Genomic DNA, 26,055 nt, shown 5'->3' on the forward strand with positions numbered 1-26,055 from the left:
TTTGATAAATAAACGAATTCTAGTAGTAGAAGATGATGTGGCCATTGCCAATTTAATAAAAATGACATTAGCTACCCAGCAGTATGAATTCGACATTGCCCAAGATGGGAATCGTGCACTTCAAAAGGCCATTACCATGAAACCAGATGTTTATATTTTGGATTTAGGACTACCAGACATAGATGGTGTAGAGCTTATTACAAAAATTAGAAGCTGGACTCAAACGCCCATTATTGTCGTCAGTGCCCGCGGGGAAGAATATGATAAGATTAACGCCTTGGATGCAGGTGCAGATGATTATGTCACGAAGCCATTCAGTGTGGAAGAATTATTAGCAAGAATACGTGTTGCTTTGAGGAGAGCAGCCTATGAACATCCACCAGAACAGGAAAATTCAATTTTTACCAATGGTTATCTTCAAATTAATTATGTAGATCAAACAGTATTAGTAAGTGGCAAAGAAATACATGTCACGCCTATTGAATATAAACTTTTAGTTGTTTTATCCAAGCATGTTGGGAAAGTTCTAACGCATAATTTTATTTTAAAGGAAATCTGGCACAATGCTCTACAATCAGATATTCCAAGTTTACGGGTGTTTATGGCGACACTTCGAAAAAAAATAGAAGCTGATCCAGCACAGCCTAAACTGATACAGACACATGTGCGGGTCGGTTATCGAATGCTTCGCTATCATGAAGATGAATAAGATAAGAGGATCGTAGCAGAAGGCTTAGTTGCACTTCTGCTCTTTCATTGATGAATTCGCCTTAGAAATTATCGCACCCTCCCATGAGCCTCTGCATATCATAGCTATAATCAGGTATGTCATCAATGAAAAACAAGTAGAAAGGAGATCATTATGGTATTTCGACCACCTTATCCATACCCTATGTATCCCGGTGGCATGAGAATGCCCATGCCAACACCACCACAGATGTCACCGCAGTCCTTTTTCCCGCCTGGAGGCTTCCCTGCTCAACCACGAATTCCAGGCGGCTTTCCAATGGCAAATGGAATAGGTTCCTTCGGAGGACAAATGCCGATGCCACCTGTGCAAGAACCATCTAAAATCGGTTCATTCTTACAACAAGCAAACAGTTTATTTAATTCCGCTAAAACTTATACCCCTTATATTCAACAAGCGATGCCAATGGTTAAAAATATACCGTCCTTATTAAAATTATATAAAGGATTCCAAGGACTACCTTCGACGGGAGGCGGAGCGGCTGGCGCTGATCGTGCAGGCAGTGAAAGCAAGGCTGCTACAGGAGCTAAGCGATCGGCAAGACAAAGTACATCCGCATCATTTTCGCCTCCTGAACCAATCCCATCTAAACCACGTATTTTCCAGCCACCAATGTAAATGAACGTTTCTTTGTATTCGCCGCCCCTGTCCGTTATAATGTAGATAGGTAAAGCTTGAAAGGAGTCACAACCATGCAAGTATTAAAAATTAATCCACGTGGCTATTGCTACGGTGTTGTTGATGCGATGGTCATCGCACGAAACGCCGCACTTGATAAAACATTACCAAGACCTATCTACATTCTAGGAATGATTGTCCATAATAAACATGTCACAGACGCGTTCGAAGAAGATGGTATCATCACTTTAGACGGCGATAATCGCTTAGAAATTATCGAACAAGTTGAATCTGGTACTGTGATTTTCACAGCACATGGTGTCTCACCTGAAATTCGTGAAATTGCGAAGCGTAAAGGCCTAGTGTCCATTGATGCTACATGTCCTGATGTAACTGTTACTCACGATTTAATTCGTGAAAAATCTGCAGAAGGCTATGATATTATTTATATTGGGAAAAAAGGACATCCGGAACCTGAGGGTGCCATTGGCGTTGCACCTGATCATGTCCATTTAGTTCAATCTTCCAATGATATTGATGTGTTAAACTTAACGAATGATAAATTGCTTGTCACAAATCAAACGACAATGAGCCAATGGGATGTCGCCCATTTAATGGATAGTTTAAAAGAAAAATTCCCTCATATTGAGGTACACAAAGAGATTTGTTTAGCTACTCAGGTCCGTCAAGAAGCTGTCGCTAAGCAGGCAGGAGAAGCGGAACTATTGATTGTTGTAGGTGACCCTAAATCGAATAACTCCAATCGTTTAACGCAAGTTTCTGTTGAAATCGCTGGGACACCTTCCTATCGTATCGCGGACGTTTCAGAGCTTAAAATAGATTGGTTAAAAGGCATTAATAAAGTTGCCGTGACTGCAGGTGCTTCAACACCAACACCTATTGTCAAAGAGGTCATTGCCTTCTTGGATCAATTTGAAGAAAATGATCCATCGACACACGTTATCAAACGTACAGTGACATTAGATAAAATTTTACCGAAGATTAAAACACCTACACCTGTCGATAAAATTATGCCCCATTGATTACAATAAAAAAATCCTGATTGTCATGATGACAATCAGGATTTTTTTCTTTATTTACTAAAATAATAGTTTATCGGACGACCAATTCCACCATAATGGACATCCATCGTAATTTTCTCTTGTTTCTCTAAATAATCTAAATATCTTCTAGCTGTCACACGAGCAATACCAACGCCACTTGCAACTTCTTCTGCCGATGCACCATCTACCGATTGCAAAAAGTGCACCACTTTTTCCAGCGTTGTACGGTTAAAGCCTTTCGGAAGGTTTTTTTCTGTTTGTAATAAGGTAGACTGTTCTAAAGGGCTTTGTCCATCACGATAATGGAATAGCTGATCCAATTCACCTTGTGTCAGCTCGCGTTCCGTTTGTGTTTGTTTTTTAAAGCGTAAATAATTTTCAAGTGTTCCTTTGACACGTTCAAACGAAAAGGGCTTCATAATATAATCAAAGACACCTAGATGCAATACTTGTTTCACCGTGTCCATATCATTCGCAGCCGTGACAGTGATAACATCTACTGGTAAGTCCAGCTCGCGAATTTTATGTAAACTAGTGATGCCATCTTGCTCCGGCATAAAAATATCCATAAATACTAAGTCAGGCTGATGTTGACGAATTTGCGTCACGCCATCTAAACCATTGGATGCTTGTCCAATCACCTGAAAGTGATCTACCTTTTCAATAAATTGACGATTCACCTCACGCACCATTGGATCATCCTCAATTAATAACACTTTGATTTGTACCATTATCAGCCCTCCATTCCAAAATTAATGCTTATGCATAGTAAAATGTTAGTAAAAAACTAGTCCCTTTATTTGGTTCACTGATGACTTCAATATCACCTTGTCCTTTTTCAACAATCTCTTTTATTAAAAATAGTCCTATTCCTCTGTAATTTTTCTCTTTTGTAGAATAGCCATTGTCAAAAATATGACTCTTGATCTCATCTGTCATGCCAACGCCGTTATCTGTGACAAGAATGGCTAAGACATCCTCGTCTTCATCGACAGAAACATGAATAACCTTTTCCTCCCCTTGTGTATCCCTTAATGCATCAAAAGCATTTTCTATTAAATTCCCAAATAGAATGACGAAATCATGATGATCTAAATTTGGTGGAAAAGATGTTAAGCGACTTTCACGGTCAATTTCCAGTCGGATTCCTTGTTCTTTAGCATAGGAAATTTTACTAAGTAATAGCCCTGATATATTTTCATTTTTAATACGTTCATTTAAAAAGTTTGTAATTTCATCGTGTTCTTCCTTTACCTGCGTTAAGTAGGATAAAGCCTGATCATGATGTCCAAGTTGTAAAAGTCCGGCTATCGTATGCAGTTTATTTTTATGCTCATGTGTTTGAACACGAAGCGCTTGGACAAATGCTCGTACCCCAGTCAGTTCTTCAGCAAGCTTTTTCACTTCTGTACGATCTTTAAACATGGCCACTGCTCCAACAGTTTCTCCACTAACCTGTATGGGAATGCGATTACTCATAATACTATGATCATTTATATACAACTCTCGGTTAAATAGTGGCTGATCAAGCTCCAAAATTTCAGGTAGTCTTGTATCTGGTAAGACGTGAAAAATTTTCTGACCAATCAAATTAGGTGGTTTTTCGTCAACCCCAAGTATTTCGCAGGCCTTCTCATTAAAAATGGTAATAGTCAAATCATTATCGATTGCAATAATGCCCTCATGCATCGCATTAAAGGTCTCTGTTCGTTCTACATACATTTTGGCAATTTCATGGGGCTCTAATCCAAACATTTGCTTTTTCATATGAAGCCCTAATGTTCGCGCACCCCATATGCTAAATATTAAAGATAATAGTAAAGTAATGATCAGCTCAGTTTGCATCGATTGCAGTAATTCCGCCACCGTCAACACACTATATCCAACAACCGTAACACCTATTTGTTGTCCTTGACTGTTCATGATTGGTACAAACGCGCGAACCATGTTGCCATGCTCCCCATGCGCAATTGACGTATAGTAATGCTCGGAAAAAGCAGCGTTTAAATCGGCCGATTGCGAAATGCTACCCAGCTCCGCTCTATTGGGGTGAGAATACTTCTGTCTTCTCATATCCAAAACAACTATATATTGAGCCCCATTTATATCTCGGATTTCTTCTACTACAGGGTTAATATGTTGGATGGCCATTTCAATGTTTTCGTGGGCAATATTGGTTTTGATTTCAGGAAGCTGCGAGACTGTTTTGGCTACTAGTAATGCTTGTTCACTAAGCTTGCTCTTTTGTTCATTCATCACATATCCCAATAAAAAAGTACCACCAATGCTAAAGGAAAGCATAAGAATAAAAAAAGTCAGCGACATAATTTTTCTTTGCATCGATAACTTCTGAAATTTCAAGATTATCGCCTCCCCCCTACTATATTTTAGCTTACTCCATATGTTAGAATAACAAAAACAATAGAAAATACGAATAAATTGGGTGTATTCAATGAAAAAATTTATTATTGGAACGATTGTAACTGTCTTGCTTTTAGTGATCACCATTAGTGTTCAACAAGGTTTACTTTTCGCGAACCCGCTTCCCTACGATGACGAGCAAAAGGGATTAGACACACAAATTACCATCCATTTAAGTCATGTAGTAGCTGAAAATACGCCAAAAGGACAGGCTGCCAATAAATTCGCTGAATTAGTAGAAGAAAAGACGAAAGGCAAAGTCAAAGTGCATGTTTACTCCAACTCCTCTTTATTTAATGATGAAAATGAGTTTCAGGCTTTGCAAAAGGGAGAAGTCGAAATGATTATCCCGACCTTTTCTAAGATGACAACCTATGTGCCAAATTGGCAAGTTCTTGATTTACCGTTCCTGTTTAATACAAATGAAGAGGTACAAGAAGTTCTGACAGGAACGATTGGTGATCAATTATTAAATGAGCTAGAACCTATTCATATTAAAGGATTGGGCTTTTGGTACAACGGCTTTAAGCACCTAACCTCTGTGGATCACCCTATTCATACATTTGAAGATTTACAGGGTTTACGCATTCGCACAATGCCTAGTAAAACATTGGAAAAACAATTTGAAGTTTTGAAAGCAACGCCTATTCCGATTTCATTTAGTGAGGTTTATACAGATTTAGAGAAACACGCCATTGATGCGCAGGAAAATACAGCCTCTAATATTTACTCAAAAGGTTTCTACAAAGTTCAAAAACATATGACCATTACACAGCATGGTATTTTAGGCTATGCGGTATTAATGAATGAAAGCTTTTGGGATTCCTTACCCGCGAAAATTCAACATCAATTGGTGGAGGCTATGAGGGAAACAACAGATTGGCAGTTTGAACAGGCTGCCCGTATGAATGAGCAAGATATGTTAAAGCTTAAACAGCAAGATGATTTTGATGTTTCTACCATGAGTCTTAAGGAAAGACAGCGCTTTAAGGAGCAGCTCTCCCCTGTCTATGATTTTTATAAAACCCAAACACAAAATGATGAGATTCTAACAGAGATTAAAAAAATTGTTGCTCCATAATACTTTTGGTCATTAATGATAGATCCTTACATATCGTAAGGATCTTTTCTTTTGTATTATAATAGATTACTAAAATCCAAAACTACTATAAAACAGCCTGAAACCATTGCTAGTACTGCATTTACCAACCCTCTCATTGAAAAATGAACAAAATGAACAATAGAAACATTACGGTCATAAAAGCTATTGTCGGAAAATTTCAGCTATGATAACGACATGAAAGCGTTCACACAATCTTCATAGATGTTGTAGGGGGAGAACTAAATGCGTATAAATTTTAAAAACTTAACAGTACAAGTATTGATTGCTATTGTACTAGGGATTATAGTAGGTGCTGCGTTCCCAGAGTTCGGAGCAAAGCTAAAAATATTAGCGGATATATTTATTAAACTAATTAAAATGTTAATAGCACCCATTATCTTCTTAACGGTTGTAATTGGTATTGGGAGTATGGGTGATGTCAAAAAGGTTGGGAAAATCGGGGGAAAAGCTTTAATCTATTTTGAAATTGTTTCAACATTTGCCTTGGCGATAGGTCTTATCGTTGTCAATCTTGTAGAACCAGGTAAAGGCTTTAATACAGAAGCCGCCAACGGAGCAGATGTCTCTCAATATACAAATGCAGCGGCAGCAGAACATGGTTTGGGTACATTTATTATGCAAATTATCCCTGATAATGTTGTGGGTGCTCTCGCAAATGGTGAATTACTACCTGTCTTATTCTCAGCTGTATTATTTGGAATAGCAGCGGCGGCGATTGGTGAACCGGCTAAGCCAGTTATTAAATTTTTTGAACAAGTTGCGGATATCTTCTTTAAAATCGTTAATATGGTAATGAAAATTTCTCCTATTGGCGCATTTGGTGCCATGAGTTATACAATCGGTAACTTCGGACTCAAATCTCTAGGCAATTTAGGATTTTTAATGCTTTCCGTCTATATTACAATGTTTATTTTTATCGTTGTCATCATCGGATTCATAACACATTACTTCGGTTTTAGTATTTTTAAATTTATTAAATATATTAAGGATGAAATATTCATCGTTATTGGTACATCTTCATCTGAATCAGCTTTACCTTCCATGATGCGTAAATTAGAAAACTATGGCTGTTCTAAGCAAGTTGTGGGGCTAGTTATACCAACAGGTTATTCCTTTAACTTAGATGGAACATCCATATACTTATCGATGGCAGCTCTATTTATTGCCCAAGCTTATGGTGTGGATTTAGATATTTGGCATCAAATCACATTACTAGCCATTCTCATGCTTACATCTAAGGGGGCTGCGGGTGTAACAGGCTCTGGGTTTATTACACTTGCTGCCACATTAGCAGCATTCCCGATGATTCCTGTAGAAGGAATTGCATTACTAATCGGGGTTGACCGCTTTATGTCCGAAGCTCGAGCTGTTACAAATCTTATTGGTAATGGTGTGGCAACAGTAGTTGTTTCAAAGATGGAGAAGGAATTTGATACAGAGCAGGAAAAACGTGCTCTCTCAGGTCAAATCGCACAACCTTAAATAGTTAAAAAGGCTACTAAAAGCGAGATACTTGTCTCTCCTTAGTAGCCTTTTATATAGTCCATTTTTAGAAATTCATAGACACCACCATTTGTTGCTTGCATATAAGTATGAGCGTCTTTAAATCCTACCTTGCGATATAGCTTGATTGCTCGTAGATTAAATGTGGCGACCGATAAGGTAATCTTTTCGCATGGATAATTTACCCAGACAAAATCAATAGCATTTTTTAAAAAATCATAACCTAGGCCTTTTCCTGTAAGACTAGGTTTCATGCCTAAGCCAATCTCCATCGTTTGGTCAGCAACCGTCATCATGCTAAAATAAGCAACTAGTTCTTGTTTTTTTAACACTGCAAAAATATTTCCTCTTGTATACGGATTGAGAAATGCTTGTAAATCCTCCTGGTCAGCCCCCATATCATAGAAAGAATAGTCACCCTCATAATGCCAGTTATAAGCGATATCCTCTGCTTGCTCTTGTGTAATGGGTCGAAAACAATAGCTCAAAATTTTACCCTCCTGTAATTTTGTGAAACCTCTGGAATGACATACTCGTATACATAATGAATGGAGGTTTCTTTATGGCAATATTTACACTTCACTATCCAAAGGCCTTTAAAAGCTTTTCTGATATTCCTATTATGAATGAAAACAACGAAACTGTGTGTGTGCTTCAGAAAGTAGAGCGTTCTTCTACTGGTAAAGTTTTAAATGCCGTATTATTAGTTGCGGCACAGCAAACTTTACCCTATCGTTATGAAACACGAACAACTTTAGGTGCCCCCCTTTTTCAAGTACAATCTACTCTGTTAACGAAAGGGGTCAGTCATCAGCTCGTTATGCCAGATGGTAGCACCATACCGATTGTCCGAAAAACAGTTCAATTATTAGAATCCTCGTACACCTTTACTATGGACAATTTGGCATTTCGTTTTGAAAAGGATTTTACTGCTACCGCCTATTTATATTGTAACGATGAGAAAATTGCTAGTGCAAGCCCAATAGAGACCGAGCTCATACGGACGGGGCTAATGTTTAAACTTTTCCAAGCTGACGACATGCACTTTGTGGCACTCCTCGCAACACTCTATCAAGCTTTATTTGCCTTGAGTAAGTAATTGAGTCATGAATTTAGTTTCACATTAAGAAACTTACATAGCAAAAAAGAAGGCATCCAGATTTAAAGTCTCGATGCCTGTTCAATTTATTTTTTCTCGCTCCCCATTTAATATATGAATGATATAGGAATCGCTTTGACTCACATTCGTTTGGACAATTTTTTTTACTGCACCCTCCATCTTAGTTGCTAGTTGAAGCGCCTCCGCATTGTCCCCTTTGATAGTTGTTTGAATCGTAATGGTTGTTCGGTCCTCTAGTATTAAGTATTCGTATACATCAAAAGATTGTAGCCCTTTAATTAAATCTTCAATTAATAGATTAATATCACTGCCCATCGCTTTATTACCATCCAGCAATGATGTAAATTCCCATCTTTCAAAGACAATCGGGTAATCCTTTAAGGCAGAAGTTTTTATAGCGCTTTTTGCAATAGCTTCCATGTCTGTTTTAACCGACTGAACATACTCTTCTCCCCCTACAATTTGGATGACCAATTCCTTTTCCGCAGTTGTTTTAACATCTATACCGACGTATTGTTCAAGGAGCTTATCTTTTAATAGTGATAAACTCAACTCTTCTTTCGTAATTATTGGTCCTTTCTCGATATTGGCTTCTATCGGCTTACCATCTACATATTTATTAAACAGGATAATGATCGCGATAATGACCAGCATTAATCCTGTAACGACTCCTATCCGTTTCACAATGAAATCCCCCCTGTTAGGAAGGTATGAGCTCTGCAAATACAATATTCACCGTTTTCTATCACTGTTTTATCGTTACTATGAAATAAACCATTTCTGGCATTGCTGAATTTCCCTCACATATTCCGGAACACGAAATAAATTTGCTATGTTTTGTCCTTTTTGTGTCACGATTTTTAAAAAGGAGTACACTTAAGGGGTAGTAATTCTATATTTTTGGAGGGTTTTAAATGGATGCAAAAGCAGCGGAAATTAAAAATATTATGACCTTGAATCTACTCGTACAAATTCTAAAAGAGCGTGGCATTTTGACAGATAAGGAACTAAAGGAACGACTCTCAAATACGGTCAAACTATCCTCTATGGATGCAGATTTGAAAGAAAAGGTTGTTGAAGAAATCGAACATTAATAGGAATGATTTAAACAAAAAACAACCGCTTCCATGCTGTAATATAGCTGAAAGCGGCTGTCTATATGTTTGCTTTTAAGAAAGACAATAAGCACTTGAATATGCCTAGTATCACAACATTATGATCGAATAGTTTTTAAAGCTGTTGACCAAGGAATAAGCTGATCTAACATTTGATGAACTGAATCTGCCTGCACCTCTTTTGGCTTAAAGACTGAGCCGTTTTCAAAATCAGTAAATAATGATAAAGCTGGATGAACTCGAACATCGGCAACTAGTAATTCTCCAAGAATTCCTCGTAAATGCTCCGCAGCACGTGCTCCTCCAACTGAACCATAGGAAACGATACCCGCAGCTTTATTGTTCCATTCTACTCGTAAAAAGTCTAATGCATTTTTTAGTGCACCTGTAATGGAATGGTTATACTCTGCTACAATAAAGACAAAGCCGTCACATGCAGCTACTTTCTCTGACCATGTCGCTACTCCAGAAGTATCTCCCCCTGGCTCTCCAAGAAACGGTAATTTAAAATCAGCGATATCAATTATTTCATATTCCGCATCACGGCGTTTTTCTGCGACTTCCTTTACCCACGCTCCAACTTGCGGGCTAACACGACCTTCTCGCGTACTTCCTAAAATAATACCGATTTTTAACATATGACCCTCCTCGTTTTCCCATTCATTTTGTGAAATCATCGCCATTCCATGTACGCGAACAACACTCGTAACCATTTTGGTCAGATACATACAGCTTTATTCATGGCCTCTATGTAGTCGCTATGAATATTTCGAATTAAATAGTCTTTAATTCAAGATTAAATTACCATATTTTTTTATTTTCTGTCAATTATTTAAATTCGAGACTTTTTGAACTCCATCATTACTTTAATTTAATGGGCTGTTCCAGCGCCTCCAGTTCTTCTTCCATGGAGCTAAACTGTCTTTCCACTACATATTTTGCGTCAGATACTGCTGCATTATAAATATAGGGAGCGATATTTTCCTTAATAAAATCTAACACACGCTCCGCTTCAAATTCACTAATATCTTCATCACGATGAGTGTAGAAAAATCGCTGAATATCAGCCACTATCATTTCTTGCTGATCTTTAGTTAAACGAATAAACAAGATATATCTCTCCATTTCTGCTAATTGATTTCATGCTCATTTTATCATTATCCTTCTATTCTTTGCATACAAAAAGGATGAACACTACCTAGTAATGTTCATCCTTTTATTATTATTTACAATCAAATGAATAACTCGTGGAAAGGAAGTTTTTTTCCTTTGATATTATGGCTTGACCACCATTGTTTTCACATTGTACGGTCATGGCATCGATTTTCTTTTCATTCATCATATTCGTCATAACCGTCATCCCTATACCAAAAACAGCGATGAATAAACCGATTATAATCCACAGTTTACCAGCCTTATTGCCAGCAGGTCTTTCATTAGCCATATCTATTCCCCTCGCTTAAACAAATAAAAATGGTTCTGTATGGATAGTTGATTGTACAAATTCAACCACATATTTTTTATCCGCACATAGCTTCGTCATTTTCTTCGCTACTCCTGCAATCATCACTTTTTCTACATGATGACCTGGGTCTACAATTTGCAGATCCATCGCTTGAGCATCCTGTGCTGTATGGAAGTACATATCACCCGTTAAAAAAACATCTGCTCCTGCACGTTTCGCTGCATAAATATACTTATTACCATCTCCACCAACAAGCGCAACCTTCTTAATCTTCGACTGTAAATCACCTACGACACGAACCGCTGGAACCTGTAACTGCTGCTTCACGAACTCTGCAAATTGTTGTAAGGTCATTTCCTTAGCTAAGTGACCTACACGCCCTAATCCCATTTTATTCGTTTGCTGTTCGAGACGAATGACATCATAGGCTGGCTCTTCATACGGATGACTAGTAAGCATTGCCTTTAAAACACGGTTTTTCATTGATTCAGGAAATACGACTTCTACCTTTACTTCCTCTTCAACATGTAATTCACCAACTGATCCAACGAATGGCTTGGCACCTGCTAACGCACGGAAACGTCCTTCTCCAGCAGTTGTATAACTACATGCTTCATATTCTCCTATGCGCCCTGCTCCAGCCTTTGCTAGCGTCTCGCGTAAATCCTCAGCATTTGCAGACGGGATAAAAACAGCAAGCTTTAAAAGATGTTCTGAGTACGTTTCTTCTAGTATTGTACGGTCCTGTAGTTGAAGCGCATCTGCTAATAAATCATTAACTCCACCTTCAGCTACATCTAAATTTGTATGCGCCGCATAAACAGCAATATCATGTTTAATGAGCTTTTCATATAAGCGCCCTGCTGGATTGTCTGTACGAATATTCGCTAGACGTCTAAAAATTGGAGGATGGTGTGCAATGATCAGCTCACATCCTTTTTCAATGGCCTCATTCGCAACAGCTTCATTGACATCTAAAGTGACTAATACTTTGCTAACAGGTTTATTGAGTGTACCAATCGCTAAACCGATTGGATCATTCTCCATGCAAGCCAGTTTTTTAGGCGACCATGATTCGAATACTTGGATAATTTCTTGACCATTTACCAACTTCATTTTACAAAACTCCTTCTACTAATTGAATAAGAGCCAATAACTCTGCACGTTTTTCTTCAATTTCAGGTGTTTGTTCTGCATCTTTTATGGATTGTAACACACGTTGCCAATTTTCTTTTTCACGCGTCCATTTTTTTATAAATGCCGGTGCTTTACGGGTACTTAATTTAGGACCAAATAAAATCTCTGCTGGCGAAAGCTCCATTTGTGCTCTTTGCAACACAAGAATCTCATAGATTTTATCATCTTCCTCTAAAATTTCTTCATCGAGAATAGCCCAATTATGTGCTAAAGTCCACTCACGAATCACCTTTGCATGAATATTCGGTTGTAAAATGAGACGTGTGACACCTTGCAGCTTTTCAGGATGCTTCTCTAAAATAGAGACAATTAAGGGACCGCCCATTCCAGCGATTGTTACTGTATCGACATGGTCAGTCAATTCTATTGCTGCTAATCCATCTGCTAGACGTACCGTAATTTCTTTGTTTAATCCTGCTTTTTGTACTTGTCCCACTGCTGATTCATACGGGCCTGCTACAACTTCCCCTGCTACCGCTGAAGAAGCTACTCCTTGATGAATTAAATAGCAAGGCAGATAGGCATGGTCACTACCTATATCCGCTACTACCGCTCCTGTGGGAACAAATTTTGCTACCATTTCTAATCGTTTCGAAAGTTTTTGTGCGTTCATTTTTTACCGCCTACCTTAAATAGAGTCCATTACTAGTATGGAGGATGTCGTGAAAAAAAACAAATGGAGTTGTCTCACAGTATTCATGTGGACAACCCCATTTCATGATTCTTTACATTTAAAAAGTAGCTGTACTATTTCAGTACAGCTACTTGTCAGTCATACTATTCTAAAGTAGAAATGTATTCAGCAATAGCTTTTGCTTCTGCTTCAGTTTTCATGTTTGGTTGCATTGGAGTACCTTCGATACCCTTTGTTAAAACTTCAACGATATGGGCTTCATCTAAGCCATGTAGGTTTGGACCCATACTACCAGTTAAATCACCACCGTGACAACCGATACAAGATTGTACTAGAGCAGCACCATCATCATTTGCGTCTGTAGTTTCAGTAGTTTCGCCACCGCCCTCATGTTCAGCAGCAATTTCTTTCTTGTTATCTGCACCTTGTAAAGACATGAAGAAAATAAGACCAATACCAAATGCCAGAATTAAGATGTAAGGAACGACTGGATTGTTTTTCATAAGTTTCCCCTCCTCATTTTAAGTCTACTTCTATTATAATATAGAATCAGTCAACATCTAATATTGTACTTCATTAACAAAGAAACGAAAAGCCCTATTCGCTAAGTTGTCCTTTGTTTGTAACAAATTCGACATTTCCTTATCTATTGAATAAAATATGTCTTGCCAAACCAAATTTTGGTCAATTTCACAACTTTTTTTCATACTGTTATCATACCCTTTGCATACATTCATATACCAAAAAAATAAAAAAATCCGCACACATGATATAAAGTGTGCAGATCATTTATAGGGTCAAAAAATTACAATAAGTTTATGATATAGTAGCCAATCAGTGCTAGTAATCCTAAAACACCGGAGACTGTGAAGTAGAGTAGCTTCATTTTAATACCTGACCAAAGCCAAATAAGACAATTGGCTGCAATCAAGCAAAATAAAACGATATTATCTCCACTAAAATATGTAGTGCACACACGGATAGAAATACTAAATAATAGGATGGCGGCAAGTAAATGAAATATAGGAGCTAATAGATGTTTTTTTTGCGCCATTTGGAACGCAGTGATAAATAATATGCATGCACCTATACCAACGACAACGGTTAAAATCAGTGTTAATGACTTTATTGTAAAATAGATAGCCAAAACAGCGATTATAGCGATACATAGACTTGCTACCAGAAGAAGCATCTTTCTTTTTTCAGATGGCAAGATTGCTTGTTTAGGATCTTGAACCGGTTCTAACTCCTCTATATCAGCCCCCTCTGTATAAAGAGCTGCTAAAAAGTCACAATAGTGCTCTGGTAATAGCTTATTTTGCTTCCAAAACAAAATTTCATTTAGAATAATTTTTTTCCGGGGATTCGTCATAATGTTAACTCCAAACATTGCTTAATAATGGTTGCATTACAATTTTATCTCACAGTCTTCTGAAATACATCTGTATAAAGTCGCAAATCTCTCTTTCCCTTCATTCTAATTATCTATTATTAGCGGAAACAAGATTGGGGAATAACGGGGCTATTTACCTTTTCAATGGTGTAAAAAAGGAGCGATCCAACTAGGTATTTTCACACTAGTAAGGTCGCTCCATCTATTTAAATTATTCTAAGAAGTCTTTTAGACGTTTACTACGAGAAGGGTGGCGTAATTTTCTTAGAGCCTTCGCTTCAATTTGACGAATACGTTCACGTGTTACGCCAAAAACCTTTCCTACCTCTTCTAAAGTTCTTGTACGACCATCATCTAAACCAAAACGTAAACGAAGTACGTTTTCTTCACGGTCTGTTAATGTATCAAGGACATCTTCTAGCTGTTCTTTTAACAATTCATAAGCTGCATGGTCAGATGGAGATTGTGCTTCAGAATCCTCGATAAAGTCTCCTAAATGGGAATCATCTTCTTCTCCTATCGGTGTTTCAAGAGATACTGGTTCTTGTGCAATTTTTAAAATTTCGCGTACTTTTTCTGGTGTTAAGTCCATTTCTTCGCCAATTTCTTCTGGAGAAGGCTCACGGCCAAGATCTTGTAAAAGTTGACGTTGTACACGTATTAATTTATTAATGGTTTCGACCATATGAACCGGAATACGAATTGTACGTGCTTGGTCTGCAATGGCACGCGTAATAGCCTGACGAATCCACCATGTAGCGTACGTAGAGAATTTAAACCCTTTACGGTAATCAAATTTCTCAACGGCCTTAATAAGACCCATATTCCCCTCTTGAATTAAATCAAGGAATAGCATTCCACGACCTACATATCGTTTAGCGATAGATACTACCAGACGTAAGTTTGCTTCTGCAAGACGTTTACGTGCTTCTTCATCACCTTGCTCAATACGCTCAGCAAGTGCGATTTCTTGCTCTGCAGATAGTAAATCAACTCGACCGATTTCCTTTAAATACATACGTACAGGGTCATTGATTTTAACACCTGGTGGTACACTCAAATCATTTAAGTCGAAAGTCTCTTCGTTCGCTTCTTCTTTCATTAGACTTTCTTCTTCAAATTCTTCTTTTCCAATGATTTGAATGTCTTTATGCTTTTCAAGATCCTCAGCAAAATGGAAAATTTCTTCATTTTCCAATTCATAAGGTGTTAGTTTCTCTGAAATTTCTTTCATAGAAATTTCACCCTCTGTTTTTGCTTTTTCTTGTAGGAATTTTTTTGCATCATCTAATGTAATTTCTACTTCTATCTCTTTTGAACGTTCTGACTTGTCCGCCATAAACCTTCCTCCTTCTAAACAACCGAATCGGGTTAAATCGCCGATAACGATTTTCTTAAATGAATAATCTGTTGGGCGATTTCAAGTGCACGTGCATACTCATGCATCTTCTCCGCTTCCTTTGACTCATGCATCTTTTGATAAATTTCTTGCTCAATTCTATATTTTTGAAGCTGACGGATTGAGTCCACAACCTCTGCCTCTGCTTGATCAGGATCTCGCTCGACTAAAGCCGCTTCCATAACAATTTTCCGTAATTCAGCGTCATCCAAAATCTCCATAAAGCGTTGATAATCAGGATGACCATATTCCTCATAAAATCCTACTAAGCGAACAAAAACAGCCATATAAGCATCTCGTACAAATGGCTCTTTTTGCTCACTCCGTAATACCCTGTCCACTACATCTATATTATGAAGCATATGAGCCAGTAATAAACGTTCGGCACGTTCAGCTGCATCCATAGGCTTTTGTTGTTGCGTGACTGGCATTGAAGGCGATTGTGTCGGCATTTCTGGTTTTGCAGAACGTACCTGATTCGCCTCCAGCTTTCGGAATTGGGCATAAATGGCTTCTTCCGAGATATTTGTTTCATTTGATAGCTGTCGTATATACAAATCTCGTTCAACTGGCGACGATCTACCTATGAGCTGTTCAAGCACTTCTTGTATATATTGAAGCGTATCATTTTCAAATTGAAAGTTCTTATTTCGTCTAGCATGCATCATCATAAAAGCAATATACGCATGAGGGTTTTCCAAAATTTGTTCCTTAAATGCTTGTCCGCCTAACGTGCGAATATATTCATCGGGGTCCAATTTTTCTGGTAACACAGCAATATCAACTTTCATGCGCTCTGTATGCAAAAGCTGCGCCGCTCTTTTCGCTGCATCAAATCCAGCATTATCACCATCATAGCAAATCGTAATTTGCTCAACTAAGCGCTTAAGCTTTGTGATATGCTGATTTGTTAGCGAGGTACCCATTGTTGCTACAGCATTCATAACACCTACAGAGTTAGCTGCTAACACATCCATAAAACCTTCCATCAATATTACTTGACGATTTTTTCTGATAGAAGTTCGTGCTTTATCTAGGTTATAGAGCACTTCACTTTTCTGAAATATTGGTGATTCTGGACTATTTAAATATTTCGCTTCCTCACCCGTTGATGAAAGTATTCGTCCTGAGAAGGCAATAATTTTACCATTCTCATCTCGAATCGGGAACATGATCCTTCCTCTAAAACGATCAAAATAACGTTCTTCTCCCTCTCTCTTAATAATGAGCCCACTTTCCGCCATTTCTTGTAAGTTATAACCTTTTCTTTCAAGCAATATGGTTAGGGCGTCAAAGCTTGGGAGAGACCAACCGATGTTATTAGATTCTATAAGCTCCCTTGTAAATCCTCTTTCTAGCAAATAATTTAAAGGTTCTTCGCCATCCTCTGTATTTAACAGTAGATGGTGGAAAAAATCTGCTGTAAAAGCGTGTGCTTCTTTCATCCTTTCTTCCGCTTTAGAAATCGTTTTTGTTCCCCCAGGAAAACTTGGCTCAACATCTAAATGTATGCCAGCTCGCTCTCCAAGTTTCACAACTGCATCTGGAAAAGATATGCCTTCAATGTCCATTACAAAAGTAATGGCATTTCCCCCTGCACCACATCCAAAGCAATGGAATATTTGCTTGTCCGTAGATACAGAGAAAGACGGTGTTTGTTCTCCATGGAATGGACAGAGGCCAAACCAATTTCGCCCACGCTTGGTCAGCTGCATGTATTCACTAATAACATCAACGATATCCGATTGTGTACGAATCTGTTCAATTACTTCCTCTGGAATCTTCCCTGCCAAATCCATCATCACCATCTTTAATAATTACGTTCTAGAAACACAATTCGCTATTCGTTTTAAAATTCCTTTATTTCTCGACAAAAAATTAGGATTTTTCTCTTATAAATATTTTTACCACAATTTTATTATTATAAAACAAAAATTAGTTTTTATCTATACTAATTTCAAAATCCACTCAAAAAAACCGCCTCTATCACCGAGGTGGTTTATTTTCGTACAATTTATTTGCAAGTCAAAATATGTTCTATGATAGTATTTGCTGTCTCTTCCACAGCTTTATTAGTCACATCTATTACTCGACAGCCTATTTTGCCGACAATTTTTTCAAAATGTTGAATCTCTTCTAAAATACGTTTATGTTGCGCATAAATGGCATCATCGTTTAATCCGAGAGACATTAATCTTTCTTTCCTTATAGAATTTAACTTCTCAGGAGAGATGATTAAACCAAAACATTTTTTAGGGTCCAACTGTAATAGCTCTTCAGGTGGTTCTACTTCTGGAACTAAAGGAACATTCGCCACCTTATACTTTTTATGTGCTAAATATTGTGAAAGGGGCGTTTTAGATGTTCGGGATACGCCTACCAACACGATATCAGCTTGTAATAATCCACGGGGATCACGACCATCATCATATTTTACTGCAAATTCAATGGCTTCAATTTTTTTAAAATAATCATCGTCAAGCATATGAACAATTCCAGGTGTCTCCAATGGATTTTCTTCCATAAAGGTTGCCATTGATTGTAATGCAGGACCTATTATATCGACTGCATGTATCTTTTCCTGTTCACATAAATCACGTAATAGCTTTCGCATTTCTTGTCGAACAAGTGTGTAAACAATAAATGCTTGTTGTTGTGCTGCAAGGAAAACAATCTTACGAATAAGCTCCTCCGATTGAATATGTGGAAATCGTCGGATAACAGTATTCTCTAGACCGGGTCGAAACTGGCTAATTACTGCTTTTGCAACTTGGTCGCCAGTTTCACCAACAGAGTCAGATACAACAAATACGCGTAGTCTTTTCATGCAGCTCTCCTTCAAATTTAGTCATTTTGCGCAAGAGATAAGAAAGCTCGTGTAATCGTTGTTTTTGTAAGACGGCCTATAATCGTCAAACCACCCTCTTGTGGTTCAACTACTGGTAGCGAATCAACTTCTCGTTCAATGAGCTTGTTCGCGGCAACAACCAAAGAATCTGATCTTTCACAGTACGAAATATTAGGCATACGTGTCATAATTATATGTACAGGAATTTTATTTAAATCCTGCGTGCCAATACTTGTACGCAGTAAATCTTTGCGAGATAGTACGCCTGTCAAAAACTCATTCTTATCTACGACAAAGAGTGTACCAACATCTTCTGAAAACATAAAGCAAATTGCATCATAAACCGTCATTGTTTCTGGGACAACTACAGGGCCTGAATGAAAATCCTTTACTTTTAAATTGTGAATACTATCCATCAATGTAACGGATGCCTTTTTCCCTGAATAGAAATAACCAACTCGCGGTCTTGCATCTAAAAATCCCGCCATCGTAAGAATCGCTAAATCTGGTCTTAAAGTCGCTCTAGTCAGATTGAGACGTTCTGCAATATGTTCCCCAGTGATAGGGCCGTTTTCTTTCACAATTTGTAAAATGTTTTCCTGACGTTTATTGAGTTCGATTGGACTCACCGCCTCAAATCTAATAGTGTTATACTTATGCTCAATTATTATATACTATAGAATGATAGGTATGCAAAGTATTACACTAATTCTATACAAAAGGTGTTATAATAATGCTTTGCATAATTAAAGCAGTATTTCAATTATACAACATACTGCATAAAATAGCAGTAATCTGTGTTAAGTTATGGCGCATATGTGTAGAGGGTTTTAGATTAAGGGTAATTTCTTTAATTTGTATTTTGTCATGAAGGCTATACGACTTGTTGAATCACTTATAAACGAGCACCATCAATCATGCTATTAAAACTATTCGTATTCCCGCGAAGTACTAAAATCAATTATTAAAAGGCTTTACGGTCGGTAATCGGTTGTTGAACAATTTAAGCCAATATTCTTATACTACGGCTCTTATGCAAGGATTCTTGCTGAGGAGAAGTAGTATTTTTTTGTTCTCCATACTAATTCAAATGGCTATCATTGCTACTTTGGTAAAAGTTCATTCGGGCTCATCATAAAAAATTTAAGGCCATTTTTAAACGAATAAATTAAACATATTGAAAAAAGCTCCTCCACTATGCATCTAAGCTGATATAAAAGCACCCCTTCCGTAATTCCTATTGTCGACTGTAACATTTTTTCACTTGTTCATACTCTGTTCATACTATCGTCACTGGCAGTACATCTCCGTTGTATAAGCTTTCCTTAGGGCCCGTTAAGAGGTCCCATTAACAGCTAATGAAAGGAGAAGATTCAAATGATAATGAGAAAGGCAATGAAAATGAGGATGGGCACTAGAACATCAATCCTTGTAATCCTCCTGCTAACCATACTAGCCCCTATGTCTACACTGGCCACATCTGCCATCGATAACAGCGGTAGTCTTACATTTGAGGTGACCACAGAAGTAGGCATAGAAAAAGCTAAGCTGCTCACTGAAACGTACGGCGCTACGAGTTTGCAATACGCACTCATCCATGATGGAGAAATTGTCATTTCAGGGCATGCTGGCAAAAACGACTTACACGGCAATAGACCGCTTACTGCAAAAACAATGTACGGTATAGGTTCTACGAGCAAAATGATGCTTACAGCGGCTGTTATGAAGCTTGTTGACGAAGGTAAGGTAGATTTGGATTTGCCCGTGGTGAACTATATACCTGATTTTAAGATGAAAGACGACCGTTACAAACAAATTACACCTCGTATGCTCCTGAATCATTCCTCTGGCCTGCTAGGAACTTCGTCGCTAAATACATTTTTATATGACGATAACGACACGTATGCATATGATTCCTTGCTAGAGCATTTAGCCACTCAAAACTTAAAGGCTGATCCAGGAGCATTTTCGGTTTACTGTAACGATGGTTTTACGTTAGCTGAGATTCTAATAGAACGAGTAAGTGGCATGAGCTTCACCACATTTATCAGCAAGTATTTGATGGAGCCTCTAGAAATGAGCCATACGAAAACGCCGCAGAATCTTGTGGATTCTTCAAAACTAGCGGGGATCTATTCCCCTGCCTATAACGGACAACTACCAGCAGAAAATACTAATATTATTGCTACTGGGGGCATTTATTCCACAGCTGAAGATCTCGTTAAATTCTCACAAATCTTCACAGGACAGGTCGATGATATTCTTTCTCGTGAATCAGTAGTAGCTATGGCACAAGATGAGTACAAAAGAGGCATGTGGCCTGAAGAAGCTGATCCATCTTTCGTTGCTTACGGGCTTGGCTGGGACAGTGTACGCTTGTTCCCATTCAGTGAATATGGCATCAAGGCACTTACGAAAGGTGGAGATACATTATCTTATCATTCTTCATTAGTTGTACTTCCGGAATACAACATGGCTGCGGCTGTTGTCTCCTCAGGAGGTCAAAGTTTATTAGATCAGCTGTTAGCTAATGAGATTCTGCTTAGTGCCCTTCAGGAAAAAGGGATTATTCATGAACAGAAGCCGAAAAAGTCGCATGGCGTGCCTATAAAGGCTGAAATGCCTCAGGAGTTATCGCAGCATGCAGGTATTTATGGTGGAATTTCAGGTGCGTTAATGAAGGTAGAAATTAATTCTCTTGGTGAATTGTCTGTATCTATGCTTACGGTCCCTAATAACCCTATCCAAACGTATTCATATACAGCAGATGGTTCATTTGTGAACAAGGAAGGGACAGAAAAGATTAAGTTCATAGAGGAGAAAAATGGACACACCTATTTATGGTCCAGCTTGTATTTTAATGTATCGGGTCTTCCCCAAACAGCTGTCTCAGAGTATAAAGCTGAAAAGCTAGAAGCCAATATCTTAACGAAAGACATAGCTTCCGTATGGGAGAAACGTAAAGGGGAAAAATATTATTTGATGAATGAGAAATATTCATCGATGCTCTACACTAATGCTGCACCAACTGTAACAATTGATATGATTAAAGATGTTCCAGGCTATTTGTTAACTAATCAAATTATTGGAGCAAACCAAGCAGTTAACCAGCTACAAATCCCTGGCATGGCTGGTCGAGATACAATGGAAATTGAATTTTTCAAGAAAAATGGAGTGGAATATTTTACAGTAGCAGGAGGTTTATACGGTCATGAGGAGCTTGTAAAACCGCTCTACCCCGGCAAACAATCTGTGACAACGATTCAAGCGGACGGCCATGCTAAATGGTTTTCAATACCAACAAATGCTAAAGACAAAATCATGACAGTTAAAATGCCGTCCAAGGGCTCCTTTGCTGTATACGACCAAGCAGGTAATTGCGTGAACTATACTGTGGTTAGTGGTATAAACGAAGTCTTACTACCAGAAAACGGTAGAGTTGTATTTGCAGGAGAAGTAGACGCCAAATTTGAGATTTCATTAAAAAAATAAATGTTCGCTTATCTAAAAAGCTGTCCTTCGGTCATGATTGACCGTATGGGACAGCTTTTTGGGAGGACTAGTAAAAGCCCCCAAACATAATTTAGCCAAAATTCATAGTCCCCACGTGTGACGAGGCTGTTAACCGTCAAAACTGGTTTATGGCCTTCTGAACATCCTATGCTCTCTACACAGTTTAATAATGATTGCGAATCAATGAACTACGTGCTACAATGTTGACACATACGCTAGCTCTCTTAATATGTTCGAGCAAATTGCGTTATACAGGCGATGATGGGAAAAAAGTATCTGTTCCATTCAAGAGCGAGTAGAAGATGGTGAAAGTCTACATAGTAACAGAGAAAAGGCACTCCTTGAGCTAACTTTTTGAAAAGAGGTTTTAAACGTTTTGTTTAAAACAATCAGGGTGGAACCGCGGGTATTAGCACTCGTCCCTGGGCATACATTGTGCCCGGAGACGGGTGCTATTTTCATTTAGTCAATACTGAATGAAAAGCTTTAGCGTTTTACCGCTAAAAAGATGAAAAATTTTGAAGGAGGCTATTTTATGGCTAACAAATCAATGGAAACAATTGTATCATTAGCAAAACACCGAGGCTTTGTCTTCCCAGGCTCAGAAATCTACGGTGGTCTAGCAAACACTTGGGATTACGGTCCACTTGGTGTTGAATTAAAAAACAATATTAAAAAAGCTTGGTGGCAAAAATTCGTTCAGGAATCAGAGCACAATGTTGGTATCGATGCTGCCATCTTAATGAACCCAAAAGCTTGGGTGGCTTCTGGTCACGTTGGGAACTTTAACGATCCAATGATCGACTGTAAATCATGTAAGGCTCGCCATCGCGCTGATAAAATCATTGAAGACGCAGCGTTAGCAAAAGGTGATGAAATCATTGTTGATGGTATGACATTCGATCAAATGAAAGAAACAATGATTAAATACGATGTAGTATGCCCTGATTGCGGAAAAGCTGATTTCACAGATATTCGCCAATTTAACCTAATGTTTAAAACATTCCAAGGTGTAACAGAGTCTTCTACAAACGAGATTTTCTTACGTCCAGAAACAGCACAAGGTATTTTCGTAAACTTTAAAAATGTTCAACGCTCTATGCGTAAACGTACTCCATTTGGCATTGCACAAGTTGGTAAATCTTTCCGAAATGAAATTACACCAGGTAACTTTACTTTCCGTACACGTGAATTCGAACAAATGGAACTTGAATTCTTCTGTAAGCCAGGCGAGGATCTTGAATGGCACTCTTATTGGAAAGAATTCTGTAAAAATTGGTTATTAAACCTAGGCATGAAAGAAGATTCTATGCGTCTTCGCGATCACGAGGATGATGAGCTGTCTCACTACTCTAACGCGACAACGGATATCGAATTTAAATTCCCATTTGGCTGGGGCGAGCTTTGGGGTATCGCTGACCGTACAGATTATGATTTGAAACAACATATGGAGCATTCAGGTGAAGATTTCACTTATATTGATCCTATTTCAAATGAACGCTATATTCCTTATTGTATCGAACCATCTTTAGGGGCTGACCGTGTGACATTAGCATTCCTATGCGATGCCTATGATGAAGAGGAGTTGGAAGGTGACGATAAACGTACTGTTTTACGTTTCCACCCAGCAATTGCACCATTTAAAGCTGCTGTTCTACCTCTTTCTAAAAAATTATCTGATGAAGCTACAGACGTTTGGGCTGAACTTCGCAAAGCGTTCCCTGTTGATTTTGATGAATCACAATCAATCGGTAAACGTTACCGTCGCCAAGATGAAATCGGTACACCATTCTGTATCACATACGATTTTGACTCAAAAGAAGATGGCCAAGTGACAGTACGTCACCGCGATTCTATGACACAAGTTCGTATGCCAATTTCAGAAGTTAAAGCCTATATTGAAAAACATCTTCAATTTTAATAGTTATAACAATAAAGAGGGGGTCGCCATTACTGGCAACTCCCTCTTCTTATGCTTTGTAAGTTGAAAATAAACGCTCTTGCATTTTTTCCTCAAATGAAAACTTTCTCACACTCATACCGATTAAGCTAACAAGTATTTCCTCTATATCGGCTAATGAGTAATAGAGAAAGGCACCTTCTCGCATTGGACGAACTCGCTTTTCAACGGTTTGTTCATCTTCAATAAAATAAGCGACATTGACATCACAATGCCCCATTAGCTGTGTAATACGTTGATCATCACCTGGATTAATGAAGAAAGGCACAATTTTATCAATATACAGAATACTTTGCACAAGCTTAATGAAGAAGTTTTCACGAAGGGTTGTTTCCACAACTAGAATGGTCGTTTTTTCATGCTGATAATCCATATACAAAACGTTTAATTGTTCTTCTAATAATTTCTTTAAAATAGTAATAGAATTTCTATATTTCGTCATATCCGTTTGTATTTCTCTCGTTAACAGACGTAGTATGCGAAATGCTGGTAAAAATATTTTTAGGACAATTTCTTTCGGGTGTAAATGATCAATTAACTTACTAAAATGCATCCTTAGATTATTTTCGTCACATCTTATTAATTGCTCCACGAATAGGTTGAAAATCTCTTCAAAGCTATTGGCACGATAATCAATCATTTTGGCTATTTTAACACTATAGTTCAAGGGTAGGTTCATTGATGTTTGCTCATCTAGTAATTTCACCTTGGGCAAAGTAGGAAATAAATCGTAAACAAGCTCGACTTGTGCACTACGATTATCGGAGAGCATCACAACAGAGTTAACGGGATAGATGCCTAAACATTCTACAAATTTATGCATAAATTTTTCGTTATATAAATGCCGGTCCTTGTATAAAACAGCTAACGCATCCGTTGCTCCATAACCATCGTGATAAACCCGCTTAGACGTCATCGCAGAATATACATCAATAATTTGTAGCAACTGTACCCCTTCACTCATATCATCTGCACAAAGCTGATTAGGATAACCTTTCCCAGCAAAGCGCTCATGGTGATCTCGCGCTAAATAGGCGATATCTTCCTCTTCATTTTCGATAAGCAGCTCATAGCCCTTTGTTGTGTGTGTTTTAACAATTTCAAACTCATCTTCTGAGAGCTTACGTTTTAAATTTAAAATTTCTTGGGGGATAAAGACCTTCCCAATATCATGGAACAAATAACCTCTTGCTAATGTTTCGATATCTGTTAACCCCAAATATCGAGCAAAAATGGTTCCTAATACAAATACATCAAATGAATGGACAAAAGAATATTCATCCCATTCCTTTAAACGCATAAGTAACTCATAGCGATGTTTTTCTTCTAAAATTTTTTCAAAAACACCGCGAACATAAGCGGTATCTTGTATGCTTTTTAAAATTTGACCATAACGCAATTCATGGACAACATTCTCTAGAGTTGTCATAAAAAGTTGATGGACGGTTTCTTTATAGTCATCGATTGGATCTTTTTCCTCCATTAGTGGTGAAAATAAATCCTCGTATTCTCTCGTTCGCTGAGCACTTAAATCATGGACAATTCGAACCGAATCCGATGGTAGATAGACAGATAATTCATCTACTTTCCGAAGTTTAAGTAAAGCAATAATTCGCTCCGTTAAAACTAAATCCTTCTTAGCTAATAAACGATAATCCGAAAAGATATCTTCCGCTAAAATATCATTCGCTTCAACTTCACGTATACTTAAGGTTACTTTTCGTAGCATATTTTCTGCCACATATGCAATGTACTAAGCACTATGTGACTCCCTCCTTCTTCCATAGGACTGCGTGATTCTGATAAACGTATAAAAATACGCTTTGCTGATAGAGGCTTGTTTTCTATTTCATAGGCATGTCAGATCTATATTAAGTACATTTATTTCGACAGGGGATTAAACGACTAAGTTATATTAAAAAAATATAAATAAG

General features: G+C 37.9%; 25 protein-coding genes. 9 read left to right on the plus strand and 16 right to left on the minus strand.

Annotated features, from left to right (window positions below; genetic code table 11):
* Positions 1-4 precede the first annotated feature (4 nt).
* The 3 genes from AC07YC_RS08020 to AC07YC_RS08030 all read left to right on the plus strand — a co-directional run bounded on the left by AC07YC_RS08020 (position 5) and on the right by AC07YC_RS08030 (position 2,409).
* Positions 5-709 (plus strand): response regulator, encoded by a 705-nt coding sequence (locus AC07YC_RS08020; protein ID WP_494919101.1) that lies wholly within the window; start codon positions 5-7, stop codon positions 707-709.
* Positions 710-862: 153 nt separating this feature from the next.
* Positions 863-1,366, plus strand: a complete 504-nt coding sequence (gene vrrA / locus AC07YC_RS08025) for a VrrA/YqfQ family protein (protein WP_336637329.1) — start codon at positions 863-865, stop codon at positions 1,364-1,366.
* Positions 1,367-1,440: 74 nt separating this feature from the next.
* Positions 1,441-2,409: a 4-hydroxy-3-methylbut-2-enyl diphosphate reductase gene (locus AC07YC_RS08030; protein WP_336637330.1), complete on the plus strand. Its 969-nt coding sequence runs from the start codon at positions 1,441-1,443 to the stop codon at positions 2,407-2,409.
* A gap of 50 nt (positions 2,410-2,459) precedes the next feature.
* On the opposite strand, the gene AC07YC_RS08035 is transcribed toward AC07YC_RS08030, so the two are convergent.
* On the minus strand, positions 2,460-3,161 hold the full coding sequence (locus tag AC07YC_RS08035) for a response regulator (protein ID WP_336637331.1): 702 nt from the start codon (positions 3,159-3,161) through the stop codon (positions 2,460-2,462).
* A 28-nt stretch (positions 3,162-3,189) separates the two neighbouring features.
* A complete protein-coding gene (locus tag AC07YC_RS08040) occupies positions 3,190-4,770 on the minus strand; it encodes an ATP-binding protein (protein ID WP_494919014.1) in 1,581 nt (526 codons plus the stop codon).
* Positions 4,771-4,882: 112 nt separating this feature from the next.
* Between AC07YC_RS08040 and AC07YC_RS08045 the strand changes: the two genes are divergently transcribed.
* Both AC07YC_RS08045 and AC07YC_RS08050 read left to right on the plus strand, forming a co-directional pair.
* Positions 4,883-5,932, plus strand: a complete 1,050-nt coding sequence (locus AC07YC_RS08045; RefSeq protein ID WP_336637332.1) for a TRAP transporter substrate-binding protein — start codon at positions 4,883-4,885, stop codon at positions 5,930-5,932.
* 264 nt (positions 5,933-6,196) lie between these two features.
* Positions 6,197-7,456: a dicarboxylate/amino acid:cation symporter gene (locus tag AC07YC_RS08050; RefSeq protein ID WP_494919015.1), complete on the plus strand. Its 1,260-nt coding sequence runs from the start codon at positions 6,197-6,199 to the stop codon at positions 7,454-7,456.
* 41 nt (positions 7,457-7,497) lie between these two features.
* Here AC07YC_RS08050 and AC07YC_RS08055 read toward each other — a convergent pair whose 3' ends face one another.
* Positions 7,498-7,965 carry a GNAT family N-acetyltransferase gene (locus AC07YC_RS08055; protein WP_494919016.1) on the minus strand — a complete coding sequence of 156 codons (468 nt, stop codon included), beginning with the start codon at positions 7,963-7,965 and terminating at the stop codon, positions 7,498-7,500.
* Positions 7,966-8,039: 74 nt separating this feature from the next.
* On the opposite strand from AC07YC_RS08055, the gene AC07YC_RS08060 reads away from it, so the two are divergent.
* A complete protein-coding gene (locus AC07YC_RS08060) occupies positions 8,040-8,576 on the plus strand; it encodes a tubby C-terminal domain-like protein (RefSeq protein ID WP_336635725.1) in 537 nt (178 codons plus the stop codon).
* A gap of 81 nt (positions 8,577-8,657) precedes the next feature.
* Here the strand turns inward: AC07YC_RS08060 and AC07YC_RS08065 are convergent, their stop codons facing one another.
* Complete coding sequence (locus AC07YC_RS08065) at positions 8,658-9,281, minus strand: hypothetical protein (RefSeq protein ID WP_336635726.1); 624 nt, start codon at positions 9,279-9,281, stop codon at positions 8,658-8,660.
* 230 nt (positions 9,282-9,511) lie between these two features.
* On the opposite strand from AC07YC_RS08065, the gene AC07YC_RS08070 reads away from it, so the two are divergent.
* Complete coding sequence (locus AC07YC_RS08070) at positions 9,512-9,691, plus strand: hypothetical protein (RefSeq protein ID WP_336635727.1); 180 nt, start codon at positions 9,512-9,514, stop codon at positions 9,689-9,691.
* Between the two features lie 119 nt (positions 9,692-9,810).
* Here the strand turns inward: AC07YC_RS08070 and AC07YC_RS08075 are convergent, their stop codons facing one another.
* The 11 genes from AC07YC_RS08075 to ccpN form a co-directional block, all read right to left on the minus strand.
* Positions 9,811-10,350: an NADPH-dependent FMN reductase gene (locus AC07YC_RS08075; RefSeq protein WP_085961723.1), complete on the minus strand. Its 540-nt coding sequence runs from the start codon at positions 10,348-10,350 to the stop codon at positions 9,811-9,813.
* A 223-nt stretch (positions 10,351-10,573) separates the two neighbouring features.
* A complete protein-coding gene (locus AC07YC_RS08080; RefSeq protein ID WP_036127163.1) occupies positions 10,574-10,822 on the minus strand; it encodes a DUF2164 domain-containing protein in 249 nt (82 codons plus the stop codon).
* A 112-nt stretch (positions 10,823-10,934) separates the two neighbouring features.
* Entirely contained in the window at positions 10,935-11,156 is a 222-nt protein-coding gene (locus AC07YC_RS08085) for a hypothetical protein (protein ID WP_336635728.1), read from the minus strand.
* Positions 11,157-11,171: 15 nt separating this feature from the next.
* Complete coding sequence (locus AC07YC_RS08090; RefSeq protein WP_336635729.1) at positions 11,172-12,293, minus strand: Nif3-like dinuclear metal center hexameric protein; 1,122 nt, start codon at positions 12,291-12,293, stop codon at positions 11,172-11,174.
* A gap of 1 nt (position 12,294) precedes the next feature.
* Positions 12,295-12,987, minus strand: a complete 693-nt coding sequence (locus AC07YC_RS08095; RefSeq protein WP_494919017.1) for a tRNA (adenine(22)-N(1))-methyltransferase — start codon at positions 12,985-12,987, stop codon at positions 12,295-12,297.
* Positions 12,988-13,151: 164 nt separating this feature from the next.
* Positions 13,152-13,511 (minus strand): cytochrome c550, encoded by a 360-nt coding sequence (gene cccA / locus AC07YC_RS08100; protein WP_008178451.1) that lies wholly within the window; start codon positions 13,509-13,511, stop codon positions 13,152-13,154.
* A gap of 302 nt (positions 13,512-13,813) precedes the next feature.
* Positions 13,814-14,380 carry a hypothetical protein gene (locus AC07YC_RS08105; protein ID WP_336635731.1) on the minus strand — a complete coding sequence of 189 codons (567 nt, stop codon included), beginning with the start codon at positions 14,378-14,380 and terminating at the stop codon, positions 13,814-13,816.
* A 232-nt stretch (positions 14,381-14,612) separates the two neighbouring features.
* A complete protein-coding gene (gene rpoD / locus AC07YC_RS08110) occupies positions 14,613-15,740 on the minus strand; it encodes an RNA polymerase sigma factor RpoD (RefSeq protein ID WP_004227165.1) in 1,128 nt (375 codons plus the stop codon).
* Positions 15,741-15,772: 32 nt separating this feature from the next.
* Positions 15,773-17,599 (minus strand): DNA primase, encoded by a 1,827-nt coding sequence (gene dnaG, locus AC07YC_RS08115; RefSeq protein WP_494919102.1) that lies wholly within the window; start codon positions 17,597-17,599, stop codon positions 15,773-15,775.
* Between the two features lie 215 nt (positions 17,600-17,814).
* Positions 17,815-18,627, minus strand: coding sequence for a pyruvate, water dikinase regulatory protein (locus AC07YC_RS08120; RefSeq protein ID WP_336635732.1), 813 nt, complete (start codon positions 18,625-18,627; stop codon positions 17,815-17,817).
* Positions 18,628-18,644: 17 nt separating this feature from the next.
* A complete protein-coding gene (ccpN, locus tag AC07YC_RS08125) occupies positions 18,645-19,277 on the minus strand; it encodes a transcriptional regulator CcpN (RefSeq protein ID WP_008178461.1) in 633 nt (210 codons plus the stop codon).
* Positions 19,278-20,025: 748 nt separating this feature from the next.
* Here ccpN and AC07YC_RS08130 point away from each other — a divergent pair.
* Together AC07YC_RS08130 and AC07YC_RS08135 are read left to right on the plus strand one after the other, a co-directional pair.
* Positions 20,026-22,140, plus strand: coding sequence for a serine hydrolase domain-containing protein (locus tag AC07YC_RS08130; protein ID WP_494919018.1), 2,115 nt, complete (start codon positions 20,026-20,028; stop codon positions 22,138-22,140).
* Positions 22,141-22,696: 556 nt separating this feature from the next.
* Complete coding sequence (locus AC07YC_RS08135; protein WP_144787439.1) at positions 22,697-24,082, plus strand: glycine--tRNA ligase; 1,386 nt, start codon at positions 22,697-22,699, stop codon at positions 24,080-24,082.
* Positions 24,083-24,131: 49 nt separating this feature from the next.
* Here the strand turns inward: AC07YC_RS08135 and AC07YC_RS08140 are convergent, their stop codons facing one another.
* Entirely contained in the window at positions 24,132-25,862 is a 1,731-nt protein-coding gene (locus tag AC07YC_RS08140; RefSeq protein ID WP_494919019.1) for an HD-GYP domain-containing protein, read from the minus strand.
* Between the last annotated feature and the right edge of the window lie 193 nt (positions 25,863-26,055).

It is taken from the genome of Lysinibacillus sp. GW247-5R2A, assembly GCF_059424475.1.

What these genes read in the sequence shown, in the direction of transcription:
- dnaG (WP_494919102.1), bottom strand. Translation starts at nt 17,599, where the DNA reads ATGGATTTGGCAGGGAAGATTCCAGAGGAAGTAATTGAACAGATTCGT.
- AC07YC_RS08105 (WP_336635731.1), bottom strand. Translation starts at nt 14,380, where the DNA reads ATGACGAATCCCCGGAAAAAAATTATTCTAAATGAAATTTTGTTTTGG.
- AC07YC_RS08030 (WP_336637330.1), top strand. Translation starts at nt 1,441, where the DNA reads ATGCAAGTATTAAAAATTAATCCACGTGGCTATTGCTACGGTGTTGTT.
- AC07YC_RS08130 (WP_494919018.1), top strand. Translation starts at nt 20,026, where the DNA reads ATGATAATGAGAAAGGCAATGAAAATGAGGATGGGCACTAGAACATCA.
- AC07YC_RS08095 (WP_494919017.1), bottom strand. Translation starts at nt 12,987, where the DNA reads ATGAACGCACAAAAACTTTCGAAACGATTAGAAATGGTAGCAAAATTT.
- AC07YC_RS08040 (WP_494919014.1), bottom strand. Translation starts at nt 4,770, where the DNA reads ATGCAAAGAAAAATTATGTCGCTGACTTTTTTTATTCTTATGCTTTCC.
- AC07YC_RS08045 (WP_336637332.1), top strand. Translation starts at nt 4,883, where the DNA reads ATGAAAAAATTTATTATTGGAACGATTGTAACTGTCTTGCTTTTAGTG.
- rpoD (WP_004227165.1), bottom strand. Translation starts at nt 15,740, where the DNA reads ATGGCGGACAAGTCAGAACGTTCAAAAGAGATAGAAGTAGAAATTACA.
- AC07YC_RS08075 (WP_085961723.1), bottom strand. Translation starts at nt 10,350, where the DNA reads ATGTTAAAAATCGGTATTATTTTAGGAAGTACGCGAGAAGGTCGTGTT.
- AC07YC_RS08060 (WP_336635725.1), top strand. Translation starts at nt 8,040, where the DNA reads ATGGCAATATTTACACTTCACTATCCAAAGGCCTTTAAAAGCTTTTCT.
- AC07YC_RS08120 (WP_336635732.1), bottom strand. Translation starts at nt 18,627, where the DNA reads ATGAAAAGACTACGCGTATTTGTTGTATCTGACTCTGTTGGTGAAACT.
- AC07YC_RS08135 (WP_144787439.1), top strand. Translation starts at nt 22,697, where the DNA reads ATGGCTAACAAATCAATGGAAACAATTGTATCATTAGCAAAACACCGA.
- AC07YC_RS08070 (WP_336635727.1), top strand. Translation starts at nt 9,512, where the DNA reads ATGGATGCAAAAGCAGCGGAAATTAAAAATATTATGACCTTGAATCTA.
- AC07YC_RS08050 (WP_494919015.1), top strand. Translation starts at nt 6,197, where the DNA reads ATGCGTATAAATTTTAAAAACTTAACAGTACAAGTATTGATTGCTATT.
- AC07YC_RS08085 (WP_336635728.1), bottom strand. Translation starts at nt 11,156, where the DNA reads ATGGCTAATGAAAGACCTGCTGGCAATAAGGCTGGTAAACTGTGGATT.
- cccA (WP_008178451.1), bottom strand. Translation starts at nt 13,511, where the DNA reads ATGAAAAACAATCCAGTCGTTCCTTACATCTTAATTCTGGCATTTGGT.
- vrrA (WP_336637329.1), top strand. Translation starts at nt 863, where the DNA reads ATGGTATTTCGACCACCTTATCCATACCCTATGTATCCCGGTGGCATG.
- AC07YC_RS08090 (WP_336635729.1), bottom strand. Translation starts at nt 12,293, where the DNA reads ATGAAGTTGGTAAATGGTCAAGAAATTATCCAAGTATTCGAATCATGG.
- AC07YC_RS08035 (WP_336637331.1), bottom strand. Translation starts at nt 3,161, where the DNA reads ATGGTACAAATCAAAGTGTTATTAATTGAGGATGATCCAATGGTGCGT.